We start from the raw sequence: 21,284 nt of genomic DNA on the forward strand, positions 1-21,284 counted from the left end.
CAACGCCGACGCTCGCCGGGTCACACCTCGATCGCGGCCCTGGCCATGACCTGGGCCGCGGCGCCTCTGGCGGCGGTGAACGTGCTGTCTTCGATGATCTTGATCGGAACGGATTGGGACTGTCGCAGCAGATCGTTCTGATGCGCCTGGAAGTAGGCCAGCGCAGGTTCGATCAAGCGTCCTTTCAACCGCATCAGCGACCCGCCCAGAATCAGCATCGACGGATTGAGCGTGTGGTGCAGATTGAGCATCAGCAGCCCCAGCGCTTCGCCAGCGCGCTGGATCAAGGCTTGGACATTCGCCTCGTCGGCCCGAGCCTGCACCGCCGCACTGAGACTGGCATCCGTCTCGACGTTCAGCGCTTCGCGCAGCGCCCACCCGCTCACCAGGGTTTCCGCGCAGCCGCGATTGCCGCAATGGCAAAGCGCCCCGCCCGGCTGAATCACGGTATGTCCGATCTCCCCGACCAGGCCCTGATGCCCTCGGGGCACGACCGGAAAATGTTCGCCACTGACCACACCACAACCGATACCGCTGCCGGCGCTGATGTAGGCGATCGACTCCGGCGGCACGCCCTCGAAGAAATAGAACTCGCCGAAGGCGGCGGCATTTGCCTCGTTGTCCAGTAGCCACAGCCCGTCCGGCAGATCGGGTTCGGCTCGCAGCAACGCCAGGAAATCGACGTCGACCCAACCCAGGTTGGGCGCCAGGCTGAGGATCGGCGCGCTGGGCGAAACGGGGCCGGGCACCGCGACTCCTAGCCCGAGACAGTGACGCTCGACGATGGCTGGGGCCTGGCGCAACCGGTTCAGCAGCCCCGCCAGCCGGGCCGCTGTGGTTTGGGGATCGGTCGGTGGTTCTTCCCGATGGCAGCTTGCCAGAATCTCCCCGACGAGATTGCAGGCAACCAGCCGCAGCCCCTTGACCCCGACTTCGGCGCCCAGCATGTAATGGCGGTCACCATCCAGATAAAGCGCCCGGCCCGGTCGCCCGCCGCCGCGCGCATGCAACTCTCCTTCACGCAGCCAACCCCGCTCGACGAGCGCCTGCACCACACTGCCTACCGTGGCCTTGGTCAGGCCCGTCTCGAGCGCGATATCCGCACGGGATAGACCCGGACTGCGCCGTACCGTGCTCAGAATCGTGCTGCGATTGAGACTTTTCAGATAGTTGAGATCGCCGGACGTCTGCGGCGTGAAGGCGTTGGGCATAGCGGCGATGGCAACCTCGAGTGGCAGCGGGTGTCGCGACTATACCAAAGCCCGACGCCAGCGACCGGAAAGCACCAAGATCGCGCGACCTAAGTCTTAACACCAATGACCAATAGCGGCCTGCTCAACAACCGCGCATGCTTCGCCCATTATTTAGTTAATACATTTTACTAATTATCGGGAGTCGTCATGCCACTAGCCATATACCCCAGTCTAGAGCGCAAGCGTGTCGTCGTTACCGGCGGCGGTTCCGGAATTGGCGAGGGTCTGGTTCGCGCTTTCGCCGAGCAGGGCGCGGAAGTGCATTTTCTCGACATCCTCGATGGCGCCACCGCCCTGGCCGAAGAGCTGGGAGACAACGTGCACTTTCATCACTGCGATCTCACCGACGCCGAGGCGTTGATCGCGACGCTTGGCGCGGTCGGCGACATCGATGTGCTGGTCAACAACGCCGCGAACGACGACCGCCACCGGCTCGAGGATGTCACCCCGGCGTACTGGGAGAACCGGATGGCCGTCAATCTGCGCCATCTGGTGCTGGCCGCTCGCGAGGCCGCCCCAGCCATGCGCCGTCGAGGCGAGGGCGTGATCATCAACCTCGGGTCGATCAGCTGGCATCTCGGCCAGCCCGGCATGGTCCTGTACGAAACCGCCAAGGCGGGGATCGAGGGGCTGACCCGGGCGCTGGCGAGCGAGCTTGGCAGCGACGGGATCCGCGTCAATTGCGTGATCCCCGGGAACGTCAAGACGCCCCGCCAGTCGCGCTGGTACAGCGCCGGAGACGAGGCGCAGATCGTCGCCGAACAGAAGCTCAAGGTGCGCATTCATCCTCACCATGTGGCGGGCATGGTGCTTTTTCTTGCCTCGGACGCGGCAGCCGCCTGTACCGCTCATAACTACTGGGTCGATGCCGGCTGGCTGTGAGCCGCCTCAGGACCCTCGTCGACACGCCATCGGAGTTCAACAATGCCAATATCAAGTACTTCACAACATCCCTTCGTGGTTCTGCTCATCTGCTGCGTCGCCGCCATCGGCGGCTTTCTATTCGGCTTCGATAGCGGTGTCATCAACGGCACCGTCGACGGCCTTCAGCAGGCCTTTCAGTCGGAAAGCGTCGGCACCGGTTTCAACGTCGCTTCGATGCTGTTGGGCTGCGCGGTAGGCGCCTTCTTCGCCGGCCGGCTGGCGGACAAATTCGGTCGACGCACGCTGTTGCTGGCCGCTGCGGTGTTCTTCATCATCAGCGCCTGGGGCTCCGGCATTGCCGGCAGTTCGCTCGAATTCGTGATCTATCGCGTGCTGGGCGGCCTGGCGGTGGGCGCGGCCAGTGTCATGTCCCCGGCCTATATCAGCGAGATCGCCCCCTCTCATCTGCGCGGTCGACTGGCGACCATCCAGCAGGTAGCGATCATCGGCGGGCTATTCTTCTCGTTCCTCAACAACTACGCTCTGGCCAATGTTGCCGGTGGCTCGACGGCCCCGCTGTGGTTCGGTTTCGAAGCCTGGCGCTGCATGTTCTGGATGGAGCTGATTCCTGCCGGGATCTTTCTCGTCGCACTGATGTTCATTCCGGAAAGCCCGCGCTTTCTGGTCAGTGCCGGCCAAGATGCCAAGGCCGAGCGGGTGCTGCGTCTGGTCTATGACGAAGCCGGAACCCGCAAGCGTCTGGAGGACATTCACGCATCGCTCTCCAACCGCCACAAGCCGCGCCTCTCGGATCTGATCAACCCCGCCACCGGCAAGTTGCTGAAGCTGGTCTGGATCGGGATCGGCCTGGCCGTGTTCCAGCAGCTGGTCGGTATCAACGTGGTGTTCTACTACGGTGCCGTGCTGTGGCAGGCGATCGGCTTCTCCGAGAACGATGCGCTGATGATCAACGTCATCAGTGGCGCGGTCAGCATCGCCGCCTGCCTGGTGACGATCGGCCTGATCGACCGCATCGGTCGCAAGCCTCTGCTGTGGGCCGGTTCGGTAGGCATGACGATTACCCTGGCGATGCTGGTCTACGCTTTCTCGACCGCTGACATCGTCGATGGCCGTCTGGCGCTTTCCTCCGCCAACGGGGTTCTCGCGCTGATCGCGGCCAACGTCTACGTCTTCTTCTTCAATGTCTCCTGGGGTCCGGTGATGTGGGTCATGCTCGGCGAAATGTTCCCCAATCAGGTCCGCGGTTCGGGGCTCGCCGTCGCCGGCCTGTTCCAGTGGGTCGCCAACTTCGCCATTACCATGACCTTCCCGATCATGCTGGCCTCGATCGGTCTTACCGGCGCCTACGGTTTCTACGCCATCTGTGCGCTGATCTCGGTCTTCTTCGTTGCCCGCTTCGTACGGGAGACCAACGGTCAGGAGCTCGAGGAGATGGTTTACGAGTAAGTGCTCAGCCAACAGGGGGCCGAACGCCACGCAGTACCGTGGTACGCAACGAACGAGGCCCGCGCCAGATGGCGCGGGCCTCGTTCGTTGCCCTTACTGATCCTGGCCGATCCTGGCCGATGGGCATTGCGGCAAATCCGTTCGGTGAGATCAGCCAGCCAGTTTCGCCGCCAGTTCGGCCACGTGCCTGCCCTGAAAACGCGCGATCGCCAGTTCGTTTCCGCTTGGCGTGCGGCTACCGTCGGCATTGGCAAGCGTCGTCGCCCCGTAGGGCGTACCGCCGGTGATCTCGTTCATGTTGGAGAGCTCCGGGCAGCTGTACGGCACACCGACGATCACCATGCCGTGATGCAGCAAAGTGGTGTGGATCGAGGTCAGCGTGGTTTCCTGACCGCCGTGCTGGGTCGCCGTCGAGGCAAACGCGCTGCCGATCTTGCCGATCAACTTGCCCTGCGCCCACGGGCCGCCGGTCATGTCCCAGAAGTTGCGCATCTGGGAGGCCATGTTGCCGAAACGGGTCGGTGTGCCGACGATGATGGCATCGTAGTTCTCCAGCGCCTCCGGCCCCTCGATCAGCGGCGCGACCTGGTCGGTCTTGTAACCGGATTTCACCGCCACCGATTCCGGCACCAGCTCCGGCACTCGGCGGATATCGACCTGCGTACCGTCGACGCCCTCGGCGCCCTCCGCGACCGCCTTGGCCATGGTCTCGATGTGACCGTAGCTCGAGTAATACAACACCAGCACTTTGCTCATGGAAATACTCCTTGGGGGAGACAGGTTTCAACACGAAACGCCTTTCAGGCTAGCCCGCCCGATGTTTCAACGCCATGGACACGACACTGCATTTTTTGAGCCGGAAGACGCGAAAGGATCGAATGCTTCCGTCCAAGCAGGCTGCAACATCCGGACACCAGCCAGGCCGGCAATTTGTTGCCACGAAGGCTTAGCCGCTATTCTGTCGGCTCACTCACCGAACAGGATCCACGCTGATGGATCGGAGCCAGTGATGACGACTTCCCGCGAGCTGCTGACCCGCCTGATCGGCTTCGACACCGTCTCCCGCCATTCCAATCTCGAGCTGATCGATTTCGTCGAGCGTTATCTGGCCTCGCACGGCGTCCCGGCCCAGCGCCTGACCAATGCCGATGGCGACAAGGCCAATCTGCTGGCTCGTATCGGCCCGGCCGTCGAAGGCGGCGTGGTGCTCTCCGGTCATACCGACGTGGTGCCGGTCGACGGCCAGCCATGGAGCAGCGATCCGTTCACCCTGACCGACAAGGGCGACGGCCGTCTGTACGGTCGTGGAAGCTGCGACATGAAGGGGTTTCTCGCCTGCGCCCTGGCGCGGGTTCCCGAGTGGCAGGCACTGGACCTCGAGCGACCGATCTACCTCGCCTTTTCGTTCGATGAGGAGATCGGCTGTCTCGGCGCGCCGTTGATGATCGAGCGGCTGATGGCCGACGAGCCACTACCCGGCGCCGTCTTTATCGGCGAACCCACCTCGATGCAGCCGGTGGTCGCGCAGAAAGGGATCACCACGATGCGCACCAAGGTGACCGGCAAGGAGTCGCACTCCAGCCAGATCCATCAAGGCGTCTCGGCGATTCACGTCGCGGCCAAACTGGTGACGCGAATCGAGGCGATCATGCAGGAGCTGGTCGACGAGGGCGCGTTGGAGCATGTCTTCAACGTGCAGCACTCGAGCCTGCACGTCGGTCTGATCGAAGGCGGTACCGCAATCAATATCATGGCGCGCCACTGCCAGTTCGACTGGGAGATTCGTCACCTGCCCAGTGACGGCTTCGATGCCGTGTTCGCGCGCTTCGAGCGCTACGCCAGGACACTCGAAGCCGAGCTGCAACGGCGGGCACCGGAGATGTGCATCGTCACCGAGCAGCTGATCGATACCGTGCCGGCGCTTGCCGATCGTGACAACGCGCCGGCTCTGGCTCTCTGTCGCGAACTGCTCGACGTCCCCGGTGTCGAGACCGGCGGTGTTGCCTACGCCACCGAGGGCGGCCAGTTCCAGCGCGTCGGCCTGCCGACCATCGTCTGCGGCCCGGGCAGCATCGAGCAGGCGCATCAGCCAGACGAGTACATCGAGATCGGCCAGCTCGAAGCCGGGGACCGCTTTATGCGACGACTGGGGGAGCGACTGGCCAGGTAACCATCGACGTCAACGCTCTCACCATCAGTGCGCTCTCCGTCAACGCCACCTCCGTCAACGCCACCTCCGTCACCGGAAATCCTGAATCATGCCCATACCGGCTCTCGCCATTCGCCGAACCCCGCTGGTCGCTGTCTACGGAACCTTGAAGCGTGGCCTTCGCAATCATCACTGGCTCGACGGCGCCGAATTCGTCGGCGAAGACATCCTCACCAGCGTCACGCTCTACGATCTTGGTCCCTATCCGGGAGCCCGGGCCGAAACCTCACGCGGTGTGGAAATCGAAGTGTTCCGCGTCGACGCTGACTGCCTGGAAGGTCTGGACCGGCTGGAGGATTACCGCGTGGCGCAGCCGACCGCCGGTGACTACGATCGCGCGATCTATACGACCGCTCATGGCCTTGCCTGGCTCTATCTCTACAACCGGGACGTGGCGGGCTGCCCGGTGATTCGTGAGGGCGGCTGGCCGGCGGGGGCGTGACGGACGCTGGTGCTACGCTCTGTCTGAAAAATGCCTGCGCTCGCCCATCCGGCGTTAAAAATTGACTGGTGCGCCAGCCCGATCAAAATGCTCATTTACACCTCGTAAACTCCGCTTTTTCGTCAATTTTTGCCGTAGCTACGCGCCCCGGTCTTGCCATCGCTCGCCGATTGTTCAGACAGAGCTTACTGGTTGCGCTTCCGGCTTCGCCACTGTCGTGGGCTTGCACCATGCCAACGTCGGAACGCTCTCGAAAACGCGCTCGCCTCGGAAAAACCCAGCAGTAGCGCTATCTCCGAAATCGACAGGTGTGGCTGACAAAGGTAGTGATCGGCCATTTCCCGGCGCACGGCGTCCAGCAATCCACTGAAGCTGACGCCCTCGCGGTTGAGACGCCGCTGCAGCGACCAGCTCGACAGGTCGAGACGGTGGGCCGTGCCTTCCAGCGTCGGTTCCCCTATCGAGAGCAACTGGCGAATCTGGTCCCGCACCCGATCGACCAGCCCCTGCGGCGTTCTCTGTCCATCGAGGCGACGAATTGCGTCGACGATCACGCCCAGCAGCAACGGATCGCTATCGGGCATCGACCGAGTCAGGTCGCGCTTGGGGATCAGCATCGAATTGAGCGGTTGATCGAAATAGACCTGGGCATCGAATGACTTGCAGTGGTCGTGCCACTGCTCCGGGCGCGGGTGTTCGAACATGACCGCCCGCGGGGCCCAGTTCGCCCCGGCAGCGTAACGGATCAGATTGAGCGCCATGCCCATGGTCAGTTCGGCATCCTGGCGCCGACACAGGATTCGACCATGGCGCACCTGGTAGTCGAGCCGCCAGCAGTCGTCGACATCCACCAAGCGGATCAAGGTGTCATGCTGATGGTAGGGAAAGGCGCTCACCCAGTTGTGCAGGGCGGATTCGAGCGTCGAGGAGCAGAGCCCGATATAGCCGATCAGTCCCAGCGCCTGCGGCTTGAACTGCTGACCGTAGTAGAGGCCGAAGTTGTCGCACCGGGAGTCCCGCGCGGCGGTCTCCATCACCCGACAGTAGTTGTCGAGGCTCAGGCTGAGCGTCGGCTGGACCAGCAACTCGGGGTCGACGCCACTGATACCGAGAATCCGGTCGGCGTCGCCACCGTGACGAGCGATGAAATCGCAGAGCCCGCTGGCCGCCGCCGACAGCACGCCACGGTTGCCGGCTCCCGCACCCACGATGGCCCCGGGCTCAAGCGAGAATCGCGATAGATCCATGAACCTTTACCTGCTGGAGCGATTGTCGTTGTTGATCAGCAAGTTTCATACCAACTGCCGGGCAGGGCCCGGCGCGCCCTGCCAACGTCGCCTTCAAGGACGGCAACGTGACGGGTTCGCTTCGGAAAGGCCGTGCCCGGTCGCTCGCCCATGGGGCAGGCTGCATGCCGGCTGCACCCGTTCGGATCATTCGGCACCGACCGGCAGATTGCCCTCCAGATAGCGCCTCACCAATCGAACCGAGTGGTCTGCCCAGTCTGGACCGAGATCCGCGGCCTGCCGGGTCTGAGCATGGGACCCCGACCAAGCGAGCAGCTGGATGCGTCGCTGGGCGATCATCGTCGGCACGATAGCGAGGTCGGCCTGCTCGAGCGGTTCGACCTCGCGATATCCCGCGAGCCACTCCTCGACCCACCGGCCCGCACGCGGATGATGCTCCTCGAAACTCAGCGCCGCCGCGAGATCGTGCAGATACCAGCCGAAACCGCAGTCGTCGAAATCGATGATACGGGTGGCGTTGCCCTCGATGAGCAGGTTGGTCAGGCGCAGATCGGCATGAATCAGTCCATAGCGCCGGGGCGATCGGCCGTAGGCTTCCAGTTCGGCGCCGATACGCTCGATCGCCGCCGCGATCACCGGGTGATCGCCAGCCTTCAGGTTGGGCGCATCCTGCCAGCGTCCCCAGTGGCCGCGCTCGCCGACCATGGTCTGGTGATTCCAGACGATGCGCTGGAATCCCGGCGGCCGCTTCCAGTGGCGGCTGTGGCGATGCAGGTGGGCCGTGATCCCGCCGAGGCGGCGAAACGCCTGAGGATCGACGGCATTGGTGGGCATGTCTCCGGCGATCCAGCCGAACAGCACCGCATGGCGCTGGCCCTCTTCGTCACCGCTCTCCTCCTCCAGAGACAGCGTCAGCACCGTCTCGCCATCGCGGGTCGCGACCGGCTCCGGCACTTGGTAGCCGGCGTCACGCAGCGCGGCCAGCCAGGCCAGCTCGCTGACGATATCCTCGCGCCGATGGTAACCGCCCCGGTGCAGGCGCATCGCATAACGCCGCCCCGCCGGCCCCTGCATCACGAAGGTGGCGTTCTCGGAGCGGCACAGCAGCCGCACCTCGCCGCGCACGTCGTCGGGATAGCGCTGGCTGGCCGCCACGGCCAGGCGCATCAGGGTGTCGTCGTCGAGGGAATCGGCCTGGGGCACGGTCGAGAGCGAAACCAAGTCAGCCATGGGAGATCTCCTGTCAGTCATCCGCCTGCGAGCGAGGCGTTGTCGATGCCCACAGCATGAGAGGCTCGGACGGATACGGCTTGACCCTGGATGGCGAACCTTTGACCCAGGAGAACAGTTAGCCACCAGACGGGCCCGGCTTGACCGTAAGACGCGGCCAGCGATGCTCCGCGGTCAAGTCCTGATCGAGCCAGCCGAGGCATCATGCGAGTCATCGAGCCAGTGCGACGCTCAAGACATCACTGCCCAGGAGAGACCGATGCTCAAGACCAACGCCTTCGACGCCAGCGCCGGCGATATCGTCGCCGCGGAGAAACTGGAGATGATCGAGCGCCGCCGGCGCCTGCTCGGCCCGGCCTACCAGCTGTTCTACAAGGACCCGCTGCATCTGGTCCGCGGCGAAGGGGTGTGGGTTTTCGACGCCGACGGTCGGCGCTATCTCGACGTCTACAACAACGTGCCCTCGGTGGGACACTGCCATCCGCACGTGCTGGCGGCACTGACCCACCAGGCGGGGCTGCTCAACACCCACACTCGCTACCTGCACGACAATGTGCTGGATTTCGCCGAGAAGCTGGTCGGTACCATGCCGGACGAACTCAGCCAGGTGATGTTCACCTGTACCGGCAGCGAGGCCAACGATCTGGCCCTGCGTATCGCCGAGGACTATACCGGCGGCACCGGCGTGATCGTCACCGAGTACAGCTATCACGGCATGACCAAGTCGATCGCCGCCCTCTCGGCGTCGATGGGCCCTTACGTCAAGCTCGATCGCGACGCCCGCGCCATCCCGGCGCCGATCCACGATCCCGCCCACCCGGCAGCGGTCGGCAAGCGCTTCGCCGCCGATGTCAGGGCGGCGATCGCCGACATGCAGCGCCACGGCATCAAGCCCGCTGCCCTGCTCATCGATACTTTCTTCACCAGCGATGGCGGCTTCTTCGACCCGCCGGGCTTCCTGCAGGAGGCGGTCGAGGCGATCCGCGATGCCGACGGACTCTACATCGCCGACGAGGTACAGCCCGGCTACGGCCGCAGCGGCGAGCACATGTGGGGCTTCCAGCGCCACGGCCTGGTGCCGGATCTGGTGACACTGGGCAAACCGATGGGCAACGGCCACCCAATGGCCGCGACCGTGGTCAAGCCGCAGATCCTCGAGCGCTTCGGCGGCGAATCGAGCTACTTCAACACCTTTGGCGGCAACACCGTCTCCGCCGCGGTTGGCCTGGCGGTTCTGGAAGTGATCGAGCAAGAGAACCTGCTGCCGTCGATCCGACAGGCCGGCAAGGCCATCGTCGACGGGATCGCCGCGCTCGCGATGCGCTATCCCGTTCTTGCCAACGTGCGTGGCGTGGGCCTCTACGCGAGCGTCGAGATCGTCGATGCCGAGGGCCAGCCGGATGCCGCGATGGCGCTCTCGATCGTCAACGGCCTGCGTGACGAGGGCGTGCTGATCGGCGCCATCGGGCCGCACTCGAACATCCTGAAGATTCGCCCGCCGCTAGTATTCAAGACAGAACACAGCCGGATGCTGGTGACAGGACTGGAGACGGTACTCTCGCGCCTGTGAAAGGGCCGGCTCCCCATCAAAAGTGCTTTATCAGCCACTCATGACGGAGAACGACATGTCATTGCCGACAACAACAAATATGCTGAAGCCGACACTGGGCCCGATACAACTATGGGGGATCGCCGTCGGGCTGGTGATTTCAGGCGAGTACTTCGGCTGGAGCTATGGCTGGGGCGTCGCCGGCACCCTGGGCTTTTTGGTGACAACGCTCATGATCGCCACCATGTATAGCTGCTTCATCTTCAGCTACACCGAGCTGACCACCGCCATTCCCCACGCCGGCGGCCCCTTTGCGTTCAGCCGCCGCGCCTTCGGGGAGTTCGGCGGCATGATCGCCGGGATGGCCACGCTGATCGAATTCGTGTTCGCCCCGCCGGCCATCGCGCTCGCCATCGGCGCCTATCTCAATGTCCAGTATCCGGCGCTGGACCCGCAACTGGCGGCCATCGGCGCCTACGTCATCTTCATGACGCTCAATATCCTGGGCGTGAAGCTGGCGGCGATGTTCGAGCTGCTGGTCACCTCGCTGGCGGTGATCGAACTGCTCGTGTTCATGGGGGTGGTCGCGCCGGGGTTCAGTCTGGCGAACTTCGTCGCCAATGGCTGGGCGGGAAGCGACGCGTTCAGCGCGACGGCCATCTCCGGCATCTTCGCCGCGATCCCGTTCGCGATCTGGTTCTTCCTCGCCATCGAGGGCGCGGCGATGGCCGCCGAAGAGACCCGTGACCCTCGCCGCACCATTCCCAAGGCCTACGTCAGCGGCATCATCCTCGGCTATTCGCGCCAGTTCTTCGCCCTGGCCCGCGCCGGCTACCTGCCGCGCGGCCTGGCCAGGCTCTCCCGCTTCCGGACGCCCCACCGGGCGATTCTCGCCGGCGGTGTCATCGGCGTCGCCGCGATTCTCAGCGACGGGCGCTTCGACCTGCAGGGCATGAGTCTGACCGCCGCGATGATCACCATGGCGGTGTTCGGGGCCATCGTGATGTATGTCATGAGCATGCTAAGCCTGTTCCGGCTGCGCCGCATCGAGCCGGAACTCGAGCGCTGGTATCGCGCGCCCGGCTACCCGGCCGTGCCGCTCGTCGCACTAATCATGGCGCTGGTCTGTCTCGTCGCCATGCTCTGGTTCAAACCGACGATCGCGCTGCTCTTCGTCGGCCTGATGCTGCTGGGCGGGCTCTATTTCGCGCTGACCAGGACACAGCGCCGGGAAGCGGAAGACGCCCTCGATCCGATATCCTGAACGACGCGAGATCCCCATCGCGACGCCGGCGAGGCGCTCCGGGGCGCCTGGCTGGCATCTGTCGTTCTGCGCTTCACGCGTCGAAGAACACTCTCAGGACGTGATCCATGTGCACTTCCATCGCCTTTCTGGCCGCGTCGGGGTCCCGACTCTCGATAGCCGCCAGGATGCGTTGATGGTCGTTCTGTGACTGGCGCGGCATGTCGGTTTCCATGAACAACTCCTGAAGACGACGAAACATCTTGCCGTACTGGTGGCCGAGCAGATGCTTGATGGTCATGGCGTAGGCGGCATTGCCCGACGCCTCGGCAATCCGAATGTGCAGCAGTCGATCGCCGGCCTGATTGCGGCCCCCTTGGCGGTTGTCCTCGACGTTGCGCGCGTAGGCAGCGCGCATCGCGGCGAGATCCTCATCGCTCGCGTTGATTGCGGCCAGCGCCGCCGTCTCGGGTTCCAGGTAGCGCCTTGCCTGGAGCAACGAAAACGGCGGAATCTCCTGGTCCAGGTCGAGTTCGATCTCGCTGGCGAACTCGGGGTCCAGCGCCCATCCTTCCTGACGCCGCGCCGCACTCATGACCGAGCTTCCCACCTCTTCGTCTCGTTCCAGTACCAGCACGCCGTGGCCGACCCGGACCTCGACCTGACCGACCACCTCCAACGCGATCAAGGCTTCTCGCACTGAGGCTCGGCTCACCCCCAACTGCTGCGCCAAATCCCGTTCCGGCGGAAGCAGGCTGCCGGGGGGGAATTCTCCCTGCTGGATGAGCACCAGCAGTTGATCCGCGATCTGGCGATAGAGCCGCTGCGCGCGAATGGTCTGGATCGGCATCCATCGATCTCCGGTTTCAGGTACATGACGTATTAGACATTGGTCGCAAATTCAAACGTTTTCACCGGCCTGGCCGCGGCTATTAGACGTTTGGCGATTTGCGGGCCGTTTCCACAAAGGATAATACTCGGACCAAAGGTCAGGCCTTTAGACATTAGAACCAACCCTGTCTTGAGAAGCAAAAAACCAGAATCACAATCGCCTTCAGGAGCCACCGGTCATGCGACTCGTCAATAAAACTGCCTTGATTACCGCCGCCGGTCAGGGCATTGGCCGCGCCACCGTCGAGCGCTTTCTGGCCGAAGGCGCCCGCGTGATTGCCACCGACATCGACGCGACCAAACTGGAAGGACTGGACGGTGCCGAATGCCATCCGCTCGACGTCACCGATAGGCAAGCCGTGCAAACGCTGATCGAGTCGTTGCCGCCGCTGGACGTGCTGTTCAACTGCGCGGGAACGGTGCCTAGCGGCTCGATTCTCGAATGCGACGATGCCCAGTGGTCGTTCGCCCTGCGACTCAACGTCGACTCGATGTTCTACACCATTCGCGCCGCGCTGCCAGCGATGCTCGAGAACGGCGGCGGCAGCATCATCAACATGTCCTCGCTCGCCTCCAGTGCCAAGGGCGTGGTCAATCGCTTCGCCTACGGCACCACCAAGGCGGCCGTGGTCGGACTGACCAAATCCGTCGCCGCCGACTACATGACTCGCGGCATTCGCTGCAACGCGATCTGCCCGGGCACGGTCGACTCCCCTTCGCTGCGCGAGCGCGTCGCCGAGCAGGCTCGCCAGCAGGGCCGCACGACCGACGAGGTCTTCGCCGAATTCATCGCCCGCCAACCCATGGGCCGCCTGGGCAAGGTCGAAGAGATCGCCGCGCTGGCGACGCATCTGGCCAGCGACGAAGCCTCGTTCATAACCGGCACGGTGCAGATGATCGATGGCGGCTGGTCCAATTGATCGCCCTACCGGGTTCTCGTAGCTCGTAGCTCGAAACTGGACTCACTTTGCTAATAGATACAGAAAAGGAAATCGCATGAAATTGCTACGCCACGGCCCCAAGGGCCAGGAAAAGCCCGGCATCGTCGATGCCAATGGGGTTGTTCGTGATCTCTCCGGCCAGATCGATGACATTGCCGGCGAGACGCTATCCGATGCCGGCCTCGCCGCGCTGGCGAAGATCGATATCGCCAGCCTGCCGCAAGTCCCGGCCGATACGCGGCTTGGCCCCTGCGTCGGCCGCGTCGGCAAGTTCATCTGCATCGGGCTCAATTATTCCGATCATGCCGCCGAAACCGGTGCCGAAGTGCCCGCCGAGCCGGTGATCTTCAACAAGTGGACCAGTGCCATCTGTGGCCCCAACGACGATGTGGAGATTCCTCGCGGTTCCAAGAAGACCGACTGGGAGGTGGAACTGGGTGTGATCATCGGCAAGGGCGGCCGCTACATCGACGAAGCCGATGCCATGAGTCACGTCGCCGGCTTCTGCGTGGTCAACGACGTCTCCGAGCGCGAGTACCAGCTCGAGCGCTCCGGCACCTGGGACAAGGGCAAGGGCTGCGACACCTTCGGTCCGCTTGGCCCGTGGCTGGTCACTCGCGACGAAATCGCCGACCCCCAGAATCTGGACATGTGGCTCGAGGTCGATGGCAAGCGCTATCAGGACGGTTCGACCCGGACCATGGTTTTTCAGGTCCCTCACCTGGTCGCTTATCTCAGCCAGTTCATGAGCCTGCAGCCGGGCGACGTGATCTCCACCGGCACACCGCCGGGCGTCGGCATGGGTCAAAACCCGAAAGTCTTCCTCAAGCCGGGCCAGGTAATGCGTCTGGGGATCGACGGTCTTGGGGAACAGCAGCAGCGCTGTATCGAGAGCTGACGGACAGCACACCACCCGCTGCCGACCGTGTCGGACGGGGGTGGTGCGACAAAATTGGCCTGACCATTGGGCCTGTAGATCCACTTTCGATATCGCCATTCTCTGGAGCGTATACATGCAAGTCGTCGTCTGTTCGAAACCGAACGAGATGTCCGTCACTGAGCGCCAGGCGCCCGATTGCGCGCCTGGCGAGGCGCTGGTTGCGATTCGTCGCATCGGTATCTGCGGGACCGACATCCACGCCTTCGGTGGCAATCAGCCCTACTTCGTCTACCCCCGCGTGCTCGGCCATGAGCTCAGTGGCGAGGTGGTCGCCGCAGCCGACGATGTCGAAGCCACTCTCGTCGGCCAGGCGGTCTACGTCATTCCCTACCTGCACTGCGGCGAGTGTCGGGCGTGCCGTCAGGGTCGTACCAACTGCTGCCAGAAGCTCGAGGTGATCGGCGTACACCGCGATGGGGGGATGGCGGAGCTGCTCAACGTGCCGGCTTCGCATCTCGTGCCGGTGCCCGATCTCTCGGCGGAAGCGCTGGCGCTGGTCGAGTGTCAGGCCATCGGCGCGCACGCTGTCCGGCGCGGCCAGGTCGAGAGAGACGAGCTGGTCGTCGTGGTCGGTGCCGGGCCGATCGGTATCGGTGTGCTGCAGGTGGCCAGGAGCCGCGGCGCGCGGGTGGCCATGGTCGATACCAATCGCGACCGGCTGGCGCTTTGCCGCGACGAACTCGGCGCAGAAGCTGTCTGGCACGCCATCGACGACGACATCATCGCCGAGATCGAAGCGATCAACGACGGTGCGCTGGCCGATGTGGTGTTCGATGCCACCGGCAACCCCCAGGCGATGAATCGCGGCTTCGACTTCGCCGGGCATGGCGGGCGCTACGTGTTGGTGAGCGTGGTCAAGGCCGACATCACCTTCAGCGATCCGGATTTCCACAAGAAGGAACTGACGCTGATGGGCAGCCGCAACGCCACGCGGGAAGATTTCGAGACCGTCACCCGGCTGATGGCCAGTGGCGACATCCTGACCGAGCCGCTGATTACCCACCGGGGCCGGCTCGAGGAGCTACCGACGTTGATGCCCCAGTGGTGCGCGCCCGGCAGTGGCGTGATCAAGGCGATGGTCACGCTGGATGGCGAATCCGGGGAGGTCGAATCATGAGTGATACACGCCTCGAGACCATCGGTACCGACAGCCCGGCTCGCATCACGCTGCGAATCCATCCGCGCGACAACGTAGCGGTGGCATTGACCGACCTGCCGGCCGGCCGCCGAGTCGCGATCGACGACCGCGATATCGCCCTTGCCGACAATGTTCGCCACAAGCACAAGTTCACGCTCGAGGCGCTGTCGCCGGGGGAGATCGTCACCATGTACGGCGTCACCGTGGGCAAGGCAACGCAAGCCATCCCCGCGGGCGGCGTCATTACCGTGGACAATGTCGCCCATGCCACGGAGAGCGGTGACGTCCAGCCCGGCAGCAAACCGTGGACGCCGCCGGATGTGACGCGCTTCCGGGGTACGACCTTCGACGGCTTCCATCGTCCGGATGGCAGCGTTGGTACCGCCAATCTCTGGCTGGTGATTCCGCTGGTGTTCTGCGAGAACCGCAATATCGAGGTGCTGCGTCAGTGCGTTGCCGATGCGCTGGGCGATGACCCCTATCGCGACTACAAGCGCATGGCCCGGCAGATGCTGGCAGGAGTGTCCGGAAATACTGACCAGAGCGACGCGAGCGATCCGCTCGCCGCCGCCGCGCCAACACGCTTCCCCAATGTCGACGGCGTGCGCTTTCTGACCCATACCCTGGGCTGCGGCGGCACCGACGACGATGCCGAGGCACTGTGCCAGCTGCTCGCCGGCTACATCTGCCACCCCAACGTGGCCGGCGCGACGGTGCTGAGCCTCGGCTGCCAGAAGGCGCAGATCCAGATGCTCAAGGCGGCGGTGGCCGCGCGCGACCCGCAGCAGCGGCGCACGGTGGACTACTTCGACCAGCAGTCTTCACCCAGCGAAGAAGCCCTGATCCGCAATGCGCTGCAGTCGATCTTCGACGGTCTGGCGGCCGCCGATCGCATTCAGCGCCAGCCGGCGCCGCTGGCCAAGCTCACCCTCGGCGTCGAGTGCGGCGGCTCCGACGGTTTCTCCGGCATCTCCGCCAATCCGCTGGTGGGCGGCGTGGTCGATCGCCTGGTCGCCCTCGGCGGCAGCGGCATTCTCGCCGAGTTCCCGGAGCTGTGCGGGGTCGAGCACGAGCTGGTCGCCCGCTGCACCGACGCGGACATCGCCGGACGCTTCCGCGATCTGATGCAGGCCTACCAGCGCCACGCCGCCGCGGTGGGGGCCGATTTCTCCATGAACCCCTCGCCGGGCAATATCCGCGACGGCCTGATCACCGACGCGATGAAATCCGCCGGCGCGGCCAAGAAAGGCGGCGATGGCCCGGTGGTCGACGTGCTCGACTACACCGAGCCTCATCGTCGCCCCGGCCTGAGCCTGCTCTGCACCCCGGGCAACGATGTGGAATCGACCACCGCCCTGGCCGGATCCGGCGCCAACCTGATCGTGTTCACCACCGGGCTCGGCACGCCCACCGGCAACCCGGTGACGCCGGTGCTCAAGATCGCCAGCAACAGCGAACTGGCCACGCGCATGCGCGACATCATCGATTTCGATGCCGGTCCCATCGTGCGCGGCGAGCGCAGCATCGACGAGCTGGCCGAGGAACTGCTGGCGCTGTGCATCGAGGTCGCCTCAGGACGTCATCGGTCACACGCCCAGCGCCTCTCCCAGCACGACTTCATTCCGTGGAAGCGCGGGGTGTCGTTATGAGTTTCTCGAAGCCCACGAACGACTTCCGCGATGCCGGGATCGTCCAGTTCGGCACCGGACGTTTTCTGCTCGCCCATGTCGACGCGCTGGTGTCCGAATCGCTGGCAAATGGCGACAGCGACGAGCGCATTCTGGTGGTCCAGAGTTCGACTCGCGAAGAGGGCAAGCGCAAGGCGCGGCTGCTGGCCGAGCAGCGCCGCTACCCCGTGCGGATTTGCGGCCGGCGCGACGGCCAGACGATCGATCGCGAGCAGACCGTCGACAGCATCGCCGGCTGCCTGATCGCCGCCGAACAGTGGGAGGCACTCAAGCGCCACGTGGTCGAGCACGCCCGCATCATCGTTTCCAATACCGCCGACAACGGCTACGAGATTGGCGACGACTCGAGTCTCGCGGCGGTGCCGGCGAGCTTTCCCGGCAAATTGACGCAACTGCTGCGCGCGCGCTTCGAGGCCGGCAACGAGGGTCTGACGATCCTGCCCTGCGAGCTGATCGAGCAGAACGCCCGACAGCTTAAATCGCTGGTGACCACGATGGCCCGTCGCGACGGTGAGGCGATGGCCGATAACGCGGCGTTTCTCGATTGGCTGGCCAACCGCTGCGTGTGGGCCGACACGCTGGTCGACCGCATCGTCTCGGCCCCGATCGAGCCACTCGGTGCCATCGCCGAACCCTATGCGCTGTGGGCGATTGTCCGCCAGCCGGGCATGGCGATCCCCTGCGTCCACCCGGATGTCGAGATCGTCGATGACCTGGGCCCGCAGGCGATGTGCAAATTGCACATTCTCAACCTGGCCCACACCTATCTGGTCGATCGATGGCAGCGCGAGGGCCAGCCGGTCGAGTTCGTGCGTGAGGCGATGGAGACCGCCGCGCTGATCGATCCGCTACGTACGGTACTCGAGGAAGAAGTCCTGCCGACACTGTCCGCCGAGCTGCCGATGGCCCGATTGCAGAACTATCTGGGGGTGACGCTGGAGCGCTTCGCCAACCCTTTTCTCGATCATCGCCTCAGCGATATTGCCCAGAATCACACCGCCAAGCGACAGCGACGCCTGCAACCGGTGGTGGATAAAGCACGCCTCCAGGGGCGCGCCACGCCCAGGCTCGACGAGGCGTTGAGCTGATGGCGACAACACGAAGCATCCAAGACGACAACATCCGGAGCACGCCAATGATCACCCAACGATTCTTCCGCTTGACCGCCTCGCTTACCCTGGCGGGTCTGAGCACCCTTGCGCTGACGGGCATGGCCCAGGCCGCCACCGAGATTCGCGTCGCCTATGGCAACCAGCCGGGAGAGCCGGTCGATGTCGCGGTCAAGGCGTGGGCGAAAAGCGTCGAGAAAGCCAGCGACGGCGAGCTGACGCTCAAGGCATTTCCCGCCAGCCAGCTCGGCGGCGAGACCGAGGTGATGGAGCAGGCCCGTTTCGGCTCGCCGCTGATTACCATCACTGCCTACTCCAACTTCATGAGCTCGGTGCCGGATCTGGCGGTGCTGGATGCACCCTACCTGGCCGACGATTTCGACAGCAAGCTCAAGGTCTTCGATTCCGACTGGTTCGCCGACCAGGAGACAAAGGTAGAGTCCGCCGGCTATCACATCGTGATTCCCAACAGCGTCTACGGCGTCCGCCACCTGCTCTCGCGGGAAGCGGTCTCGACGCCGGAAGATCTGGCCGGGGTCAAGATCCGGGTGCAGAACTCGCCGATGTACGTCGCCGCCATCAAGGCGATGGGTGCGGTGCCGACCCCGATGTCGTTGGGCGACGTCTATCCGGCGCTGGCCCAGGGGCTGGTGGACGGTGTCGAGAACCCGCTGCCGGTGCTGTACGGCGGCAAGTTCTATGAAGTGGTGAAGAATCTGAACCTGACCGCGCACATGCATACCGTCGCGCCGTTCGTCACCGGTGAAGCGTTCTGGCAGCAACTGAGTCCGGAAGATCAGCAGATCCTCACCGAGACCGGCCAGGAGATGGCCAAGAACCTGCGCGGGCTGGTCGAGAAAGAGACCGAGAAGTCACTGCAGCAGTTGAAGGATGCCGGCGTCCAGGTCCACGAGGTCGACACCGCCCCGTTCCGCGAACGTGCCCAGAAGGAGATCCCGGCGGAGTTCCCGCAGTGGAGCGAGGGGCTTTATCAAGAGGTCAGCGACATCATCAACGGCTGATCGAGCCTCCAACCTCGCATGACAGCGCCCCCGCTCCACGCCGAGCGGGGGCGCCATGGAGTTGACCATGCAAACGCTTTTCAAGGCGATCGACCGCGTGATGCGGCTCGATGAGGTCATCGCCAGCCTGGCACTGTTCGGGCTGTTCGTGGTGGCCATCGCCAATGTCTTCATGCGTTATCTGTTCTCGTCGCCGCTGGCCTGGAGCGAGGAGATCCTGCAACTGCTGATGGTGTGGGCGACGTTTCTCGGCGCCAGCGCGCTGGTGAGACGCAACGAGCACGTGCTGATCGGCCTGCTCAACGACAAGCTTCCCCCGTCACTGGTGCGCTGGAACATTCGTATCTTCAATGTCGGCATCGTCATGCTCTGCGCCCTGGCCATGCTGTTCTGGGGGCTGGAACTGCTGCCGTTCTCGAGCTTTCGCAGCACGCCGATGCTGAGAATTCCCTACTACTGGATTCACGTCGCCATCCCGATCAGTGCCGCCATGATGCTCTACCACAGTCTGGTACGCCTGATCACCAATGATCGGCTGGTTACCAGTGACCAAAACATGGCGTCGCCGGCAGCGATTCCCGAGGTCGCCGCCACCAAGGAGTGATATCAATGGCCGTTGGAATCGCGCTCGTCGCGCTCTTCGTTCTGTTCTGCCTGGGTACGCCGGTGGCCTTTGCGCTGTTCGCGTCCAGCCTGGCCTATTTCCTGGTCGGCGCCGACCAGCCCATGGTGACGCTGATCCAGCGCCTCGCCGGCGGGCTCGAATCGATCTCGCTGCTGGCCATCCCGTTCTTCATCATGGCCGGGGTGTTCATGAACCACTCCGGTATCACCGAGCGCCTGCTGACGCTGGCCGAGCTGCTGACCCGTCGCATGCACGGCGGACTGGCTCAGGCCAACGTGCTGTTGAGCACGTTCATGGGCGGGCTGTCCGGTTCCAACATCGCCGATGCGGCCATGAACGCCAAGCTGCTGGTGCCGAGCATGACGGCCGCCGGCTATCCCAAGGCGTTTTCGAGTGCGATCACGGCGTCATCGTCGCTGATCACCTCGACCATTCCGCCGGGCATCGCGCTGATCGTCTACGGCTACGTCAACAATGTCTCCATCGGACGGCTGTTTCTGGCCGGCGTCGTGCCAGGGGTACTGATGGCGGTCGCCATGATGGTGCTGGTATCGATCCAGTGCCGCCGGCTGGGTTATCAGAAACCGCGGCGGGAGCGGGTGTCCCGGCACGAATGGATCAGCGTCACGCGAGCCGGGATCATCGCCCTGCTGCTGCCGGTGGTGGTGATCGGCGGCATCCGCGTCGGCGTCTTCACCCCGACCGAAGCGGGTGCCATGGCCGTGCTCTATGCCCTGATCGTCGGGCTATTCGTGTATCGCCAGATGGGCCTCGGAAGTGTTGCCCTGGCAACCCGGGAATCGCTGATGGCCTCGGTCAACGTGCTGTTCATCATCGCGGTCGCCTCGGGCTTTGCCCGCGTGTTGACCTGGGAGCAGATCCCCCAGCAGATCGCGCTGATGCTCTCGTCGGAGGTCGGCAGCGCAGTGGGATTTTTGTTGATCGCCAACGCGCTGCTGCTGATTCTCGGCATGTTTCTGGAGGGCAATGCGATCCTGATCGTGCTCTCGCCGCTGCTGGCACCCGTGGCGGCGCAGTTCGGCATCGACCCGGTGCATTTCGGCATCGTGTTCATTCTCAACGCGTCGATCGGCACGATCACGCCCCCGCTGGGAACGGTGATGTTCACCACCTGCAGCATTACCGGTGTTTCGATAGGCGCCTTCATTCGCGCTATCGTGCCCTACTGGCTGCTGCTGGTCGCCCTGCTGCTGGTCGTGACCTTCATTCCGGCGATCTCGTTGACGCTGCCCAGCTGGGTGTTTTGAGCTTGCAACACCGTTTTGGTGTGAACGCCTGCGGATACGACCATGGGCGTATGTCGACCTTTGCCGGTCGCAACCCGTGCGACGGGACAGGTAAGATGAAGTTGAACGAGCCAATGTTGACCATACGGCTCAACCGACTTCGACTGCCGAGAACCGAT

General features: G+C 64.0%; 19 protein-coding genes. 14 read left to right on the forward strand and 5 right to left on the reverse strand.

Features of this window, described 5'->3' with window-relative positions; all coding sequences use genetic code 11:
- Nucleotides 1–20: 20 nt before the first annotated feature.
- Nucleotides 21–1,211: an ROK family transcriptional regulator gene (locus BTW07_RS11625; RefSeq protein ID WP_075570335.1), complete on the reverse strand. Its 1,191-nt coding sequence runs from the start codon at nt 1,209–1,211 to the stop codon at nt 21–23.
- 189 nt (nt 1,212–1,400) lie between these two features.
- Here BTW07_RS11625 and xylB point away from each other — a divergent pair, with 189 nt between their 5' ends.
- A complete protein-coding gene (gene xylB, locus BTW07_RS11630; protein WP_075570336.1) occupies nt 1,401–2,135 on the forward strand; it encodes a D-xylose 1-dehydrogenase in 735 nt (244 codons plus the stop codon).
- Nucleotides 2,136–2,177: 42 nt separating this feature from the next.
- Nucleotides 2,178–3,584, forward strand: coding sequence for a sugar porter family MFS transporter (locus BTW07_RS11635; protein ID WP_208605403.1), 1,407 nt, complete (start codon nt 2,178–2,180; stop codon nt 3,582–3,584).
- Between the two features lie 150 nt (nt 3,585–3,734).
- Here BTW07_RS11635 and wrbA read toward each other — a convergent pair whose 3' ends face one another.
- On the reverse strand, nt 3,735–4,340 hold the full coding sequence (wrbA, locus tag BTW07_RS11640) for an NAD(P)H:quinone oxidoreductase (RefSeq protein WP_075570337.1): 606 nt from the start codon (nt 4,338–4,340) through the stop codon (nt 3,735–3,737).
- Nucleotides 4,341–4,593: 253 nt separating this feature from the next.
- Between wrbA and argE the strand changes: the two genes are divergently transcribed.
- Complete coding sequence (argE, locus tag BTW07_RS11645; protein WP_075570338.1) at nt 4,594–5,754, forward strand: acetylornithine deacetylase; 1,161 nt, start codon at nt 4,594–4,596, stop codon at nt 5,752–5,754.
- A gap of 88 nt (nt 5,755–5,842) precedes the next feature.
- Nucleotides 5,843–6,235, forward strand: a complete 393-nt coding sequence (locus BTW07_RS11650) for a gamma-glutamylcyclotransferase family protein (RefSeq protein WP_075570339.1) — start codon at nt 5,843–5,845, stop codon at nt 6,233–6,235.
- Between the two features lie 185 nt (nt 6,236–6,420).
- On the opposite strand, the gene qhpR is transcribed toward BTW07_RS11650, so the two are convergent.
- Together qhpR and BTW07_RS11660 are read right to left on the reverse strand one after the other, a co-directional pair.
- Nucleotides 6,421–7,482, reverse strand: coding sequence for an AraC-like transcriptional regulator QhpR (qhpR, locus tag BTW07_RS11655; protein ID WP_075570340.1), 1,062 nt, complete (start codon nt 7,480–7,482; stop codon nt 6,421–6,423).
- A 186-nt stretch (nt 7,483–7,668) separates the two neighbouring features.
- Nucleotides 7,669–8,712, reverse strand: coding sequence for a phosphotransferase enzyme family protein (locus tag BTW07_RS11660; protein WP_075570341.1), 1,044 nt, complete (start codon nt 8,710–8,712; stop codon nt 7,669–7,671).
- Nucleotides 8,713–8,971: 259 nt separating this feature from the next.
- Between BTW07_RS11660 and BTW07_RS11665 the strand changes: the two genes are divergently transcribed.
- Together BTW07_RS11665 and BTW07_RS11670 are read left to right on the forward strand one after the other, a co-directional pair.
- Nucleotides 8,972–10,282: an aspartate aminotransferase family protein gene (locus tag BTW07_RS11665; RefSeq protein ID WP_075570342.1), complete on the forward strand. Its 1,311-nt coding sequence runs from the start codon at nt 8,972–8,974 to the stop codon at nt 10,280–10,282.
- A gap of 55 nt (nt 10,283–10,337) precedes the next feature.
- Nucleotides 10,338–11,525 carry an amino acid permease gene (locus BTW07_RS11670; protein WP_075570343.1) on the forward strand — a complete coding sequence of 396 codons (1,188 nt, stop codon included), beginning with the start codon at nt 10,338–10,340 and terminating at the stop codon, nt 11,523–11,525.
- 73 nt (nt 11,526–11,598) lie between these two features.
- Here BTW07_RS11670 and BTW07_RS11675 read toward each other — a convergent pair whose 3' ends face one another.
- Entirely contained in the window at nt 11,599–12,354 is a 756-nt protein-coding gene (locus tag BTW07_RS11675; RefSeq protein ID WP_075570344.1) for a FadR/GntR family transcriptional regulator, read from the reverse strand.
- Nucleotides 12,355–12,574: 220 nt separating this feature from the next.
- Between BTW07_RS11675 and BTW07_RS11680 the strand changes: the two genes are divergently transcribed.
- The 8 genes from BTW07_RS11680 (at nt 12,575) to BTW07_RS11715 (ending at nt 21,126) form a co-directional block, all read left to right on the forward strand.
- A complete protein-coding gene (locus BTW07_RS11680) occupies nt 12,575–13,315 on the forward strand; it encodes an SDR family oxidoreductase (RefSeq protein WP_075570345.1) in 741 nt (246 codons plus the stop codon).
- Nucleotides 13,316–13,391: 76 nt separating this feature from the next.
- The gene (locus tag BTW07_RS11685) at nt 13,392–14,234 is read left to right on the forward strand and encodes a fumarylacetoacetate hydrolase family protein (RefSeq protein ID WP_075570346.1); all 843 of its coding nucleotides are present in this window, start codon (nt 13,392–13,394) and stop codon (nt 14,232–14,234) included.
- A 115-nt stretch (nt 14,235–14,349) separates the two neighbouring features.
- A complete protein-coding gene (locus BTW07_RS11690; protein ID WP_075570347.1) occupies nt 14,350–15,393 on the forward strand; it encodes a zinc-binding alcohol dehydrogenase family protein in 1,044 nt (347 codons plus the stop codon).
- Entirely contained in the window at nt 15,390–17,063 is a 1,674-nt protein-coding gene (locus BTW07_RS11695) for a UxaA family hydrolase (RefSeq protein ID WP_075570348.1), read from the forward strand. Before BTW07_RS11690 ends, BTW07_RS11695 begins: the two co-directional genes overlap by 4 nt.
- Complete coding sequence (locus tag BTW07_RS11700; RefSeq protein ID WP_075570349.1) at nt 17,060–18,190, forward strand: mannitol dehydrogenase family protein; 1,131 nt, start codon at nt 17,060–17,062, stop codon at nt 18,188–18,190. Before BTW07_RS11695 ends, BTW07_RS11700 begins: the two co-directional genes overlap by 4 nt.
- A 47-nt stretch (nt 18,191–18,237) precedes the next feature.
- Nucleotides 18,238–19,233 (forward strand): C4-dicarboxylate TRAP transporter substrate-binding protein, encoded by a 996-nt coding sequence (locus tag BTW07_RS11705; RefSeq protein WP_075570350.1) that lies wholly within the window; start codon nt 18,238–18,240, stop codon nt 19,231–19,233.
- Between the two features lie 67 nt (nt 19,234–19,300).
- Entirely contained in the window at nt 19,301–19,837 is a 537-nt protein-coding gene (locus BTW07_RS11710; RefSeq protein ID WP_075570351.1) for a TRAP transporter small permease, read from the forward strand.
- A gap of 5 nt (nt 19,838–19,842) precedes the next feature.
- Nucleotides 19,843–21,126, forward strand: a complete 1,284-nt coding sequence (locus BTW07_RS11715; protein ID WP_075570352.1) for a TRAP transporter large permease — start codon at nt 19,843–19,845, stop codon at nt 21,124–21,126.
- Nucleotides 21,127–21,284 lie beyond the last annotated feature (158 nt).

This window comes from Salinicola socius, from assembly GCF_001937195.1.
In the GTDB taxonomy this organism is placed as follows: Bacteria; Pseudomonadota; Gammaproteobacteria; order Pseudomonadales; family Halomonadaceae; genus Salinicola; species Salinicola socius.

Excerpts from the sequence above, each read along its gene's own strand:
- BTW07_RS11660 (WP_075570341.1), bottom strand. The coding sequence starts at position 8,712 with ATGGCTGACTTGGTTTCGCTCTCGACCGTGCCCCAGGCCGATTCCCTC.
- BTW07_RS11670 (WP_075570343.1), top strand. The coding sequence starts at position 10,338 with ATGTCATTGCCGACAACAACAAATATGCTGAAGCCGACACTGGGCCCG.
- BTW07_RS11685 (WP_075570346.1), top strand. The coding sequence starts at position 13,392 with ATGAAATTGCTACGCCACGGCCCCAAGGGCCAGGAAAAGCCCGGCATC.
- argE (WP_075570338.1), top strand. The coding sequence starts at position 4,594 with ATGACGACTTCCCGCGAGCTGCTGACCCGCCTGATCGGCTTCGACACC.
- BTW07_RS11650 (WP_075570339.1), top strand. The coding sequence starts at position 5,843 with ATGCCCATACCGGCTCTCGCCATTCGCCGAACCCCGCTGGTCGCTGTC.
- BTW07_RS11695 (WP_075570348.1), top strand. The coding sequence starts at position 15,390 with ATGAGTGATACACGCCTCGAGACCATCGGTACCGACAGCCCGGCTCGC.
- BTW07_RS11690 (WP_075570347.1), top strand. The coding sequence starts at position 14,350 with ATGCAAGTCGTCGTCTGTTCGAAACCGAACGAGATGTCCGTCACTGAG.
- qhpR (WP_075570340.1), bottom strand. The coding sequence starts at position 7,482 with ATGGATCTATCGCGATTCTCGCTTGAGCCCGGGGCCATCGTGGGTGCG.
- BTW07_RS11625 (WP_075570335.1), bottom strand. The coding sequence starts at position 1,211 with ATGCCCAACGCCTTCACGCCGCAGACGTCCGGCGATCTCAACTATCTG.
- xylB (WP_075570336.1), top strand. The coding sequence starts at position 1,401 with ATGCCACTAGCCATATACCCCAGTCTAGAGCGCAAGCGTGTCGTCGTT.
- BTW07_RS11710 (WP_075570351.1), top strand. The coding sequence starts at position 19,301 with ATGCAAACGCTTTTCAAGGCGATCGACCGCGTGATGCGGCTCGATGAG.
- BTW07_RS11635 (WP_208605403.1), top strand. The coding sequence starts at position 2,178 with ATGCCAATATCAAGTACTTCACAACATCCCTTCGTGGTTCTGCTCATC.
- BTW07_RS11705 (WP_075570350.1), top strand. The coding sequence starts at position 18,238 with ATGATCACCCAACGATTCTTCCGCTTGACCGCCTCGCTTACCCTGGCG.
- BTW07_RS11680 (WP_075570345.1), top strand. The coding sequence starts at position 12,575 with ATGCGACTCGTCAATAAAACTGCCTTGATTACCGCCGCCGGTCAGGGC.
- BTW07_RS11715 (WP_075570352.1), top strand. The coding sequence starts at position 19,843 with ATGGCCGTTGGAATCGCGCTCGTCGCGCTCTTCGTTCTGTTCTGCCTG.
- BTW07_RS11665 (WP_075570342.1), top strand. The coding sequence starts at position 8,972 with ATGCTCAAGACCAACGCCTTCGACGCCAGCGCCGGCGATATCGTCGCC.
- BTW07_RS11700 (WP_075570349.1), top strand. The coding sequence starts at position 17,060 with ATGAGTTTCTCGAAGCCCACGAACGACTTCCGCGATGCCGGGATCGTC.
- BTW07_RS11675 (WP_075570344.1), bottom strand. The coding sequence starts at position 12,354 with ATGCCGATCCAGACCATTCGCGCGCAGCGGCTCTATCGCCAGATCGCG.
- wrbA (WP_075570337.1), bottom strand. The coding sequence starts at position 4,340 with ATGAGCAAAGTGCTGGTGTTGTATTACTCGAGCTACGGTCACATCGAG.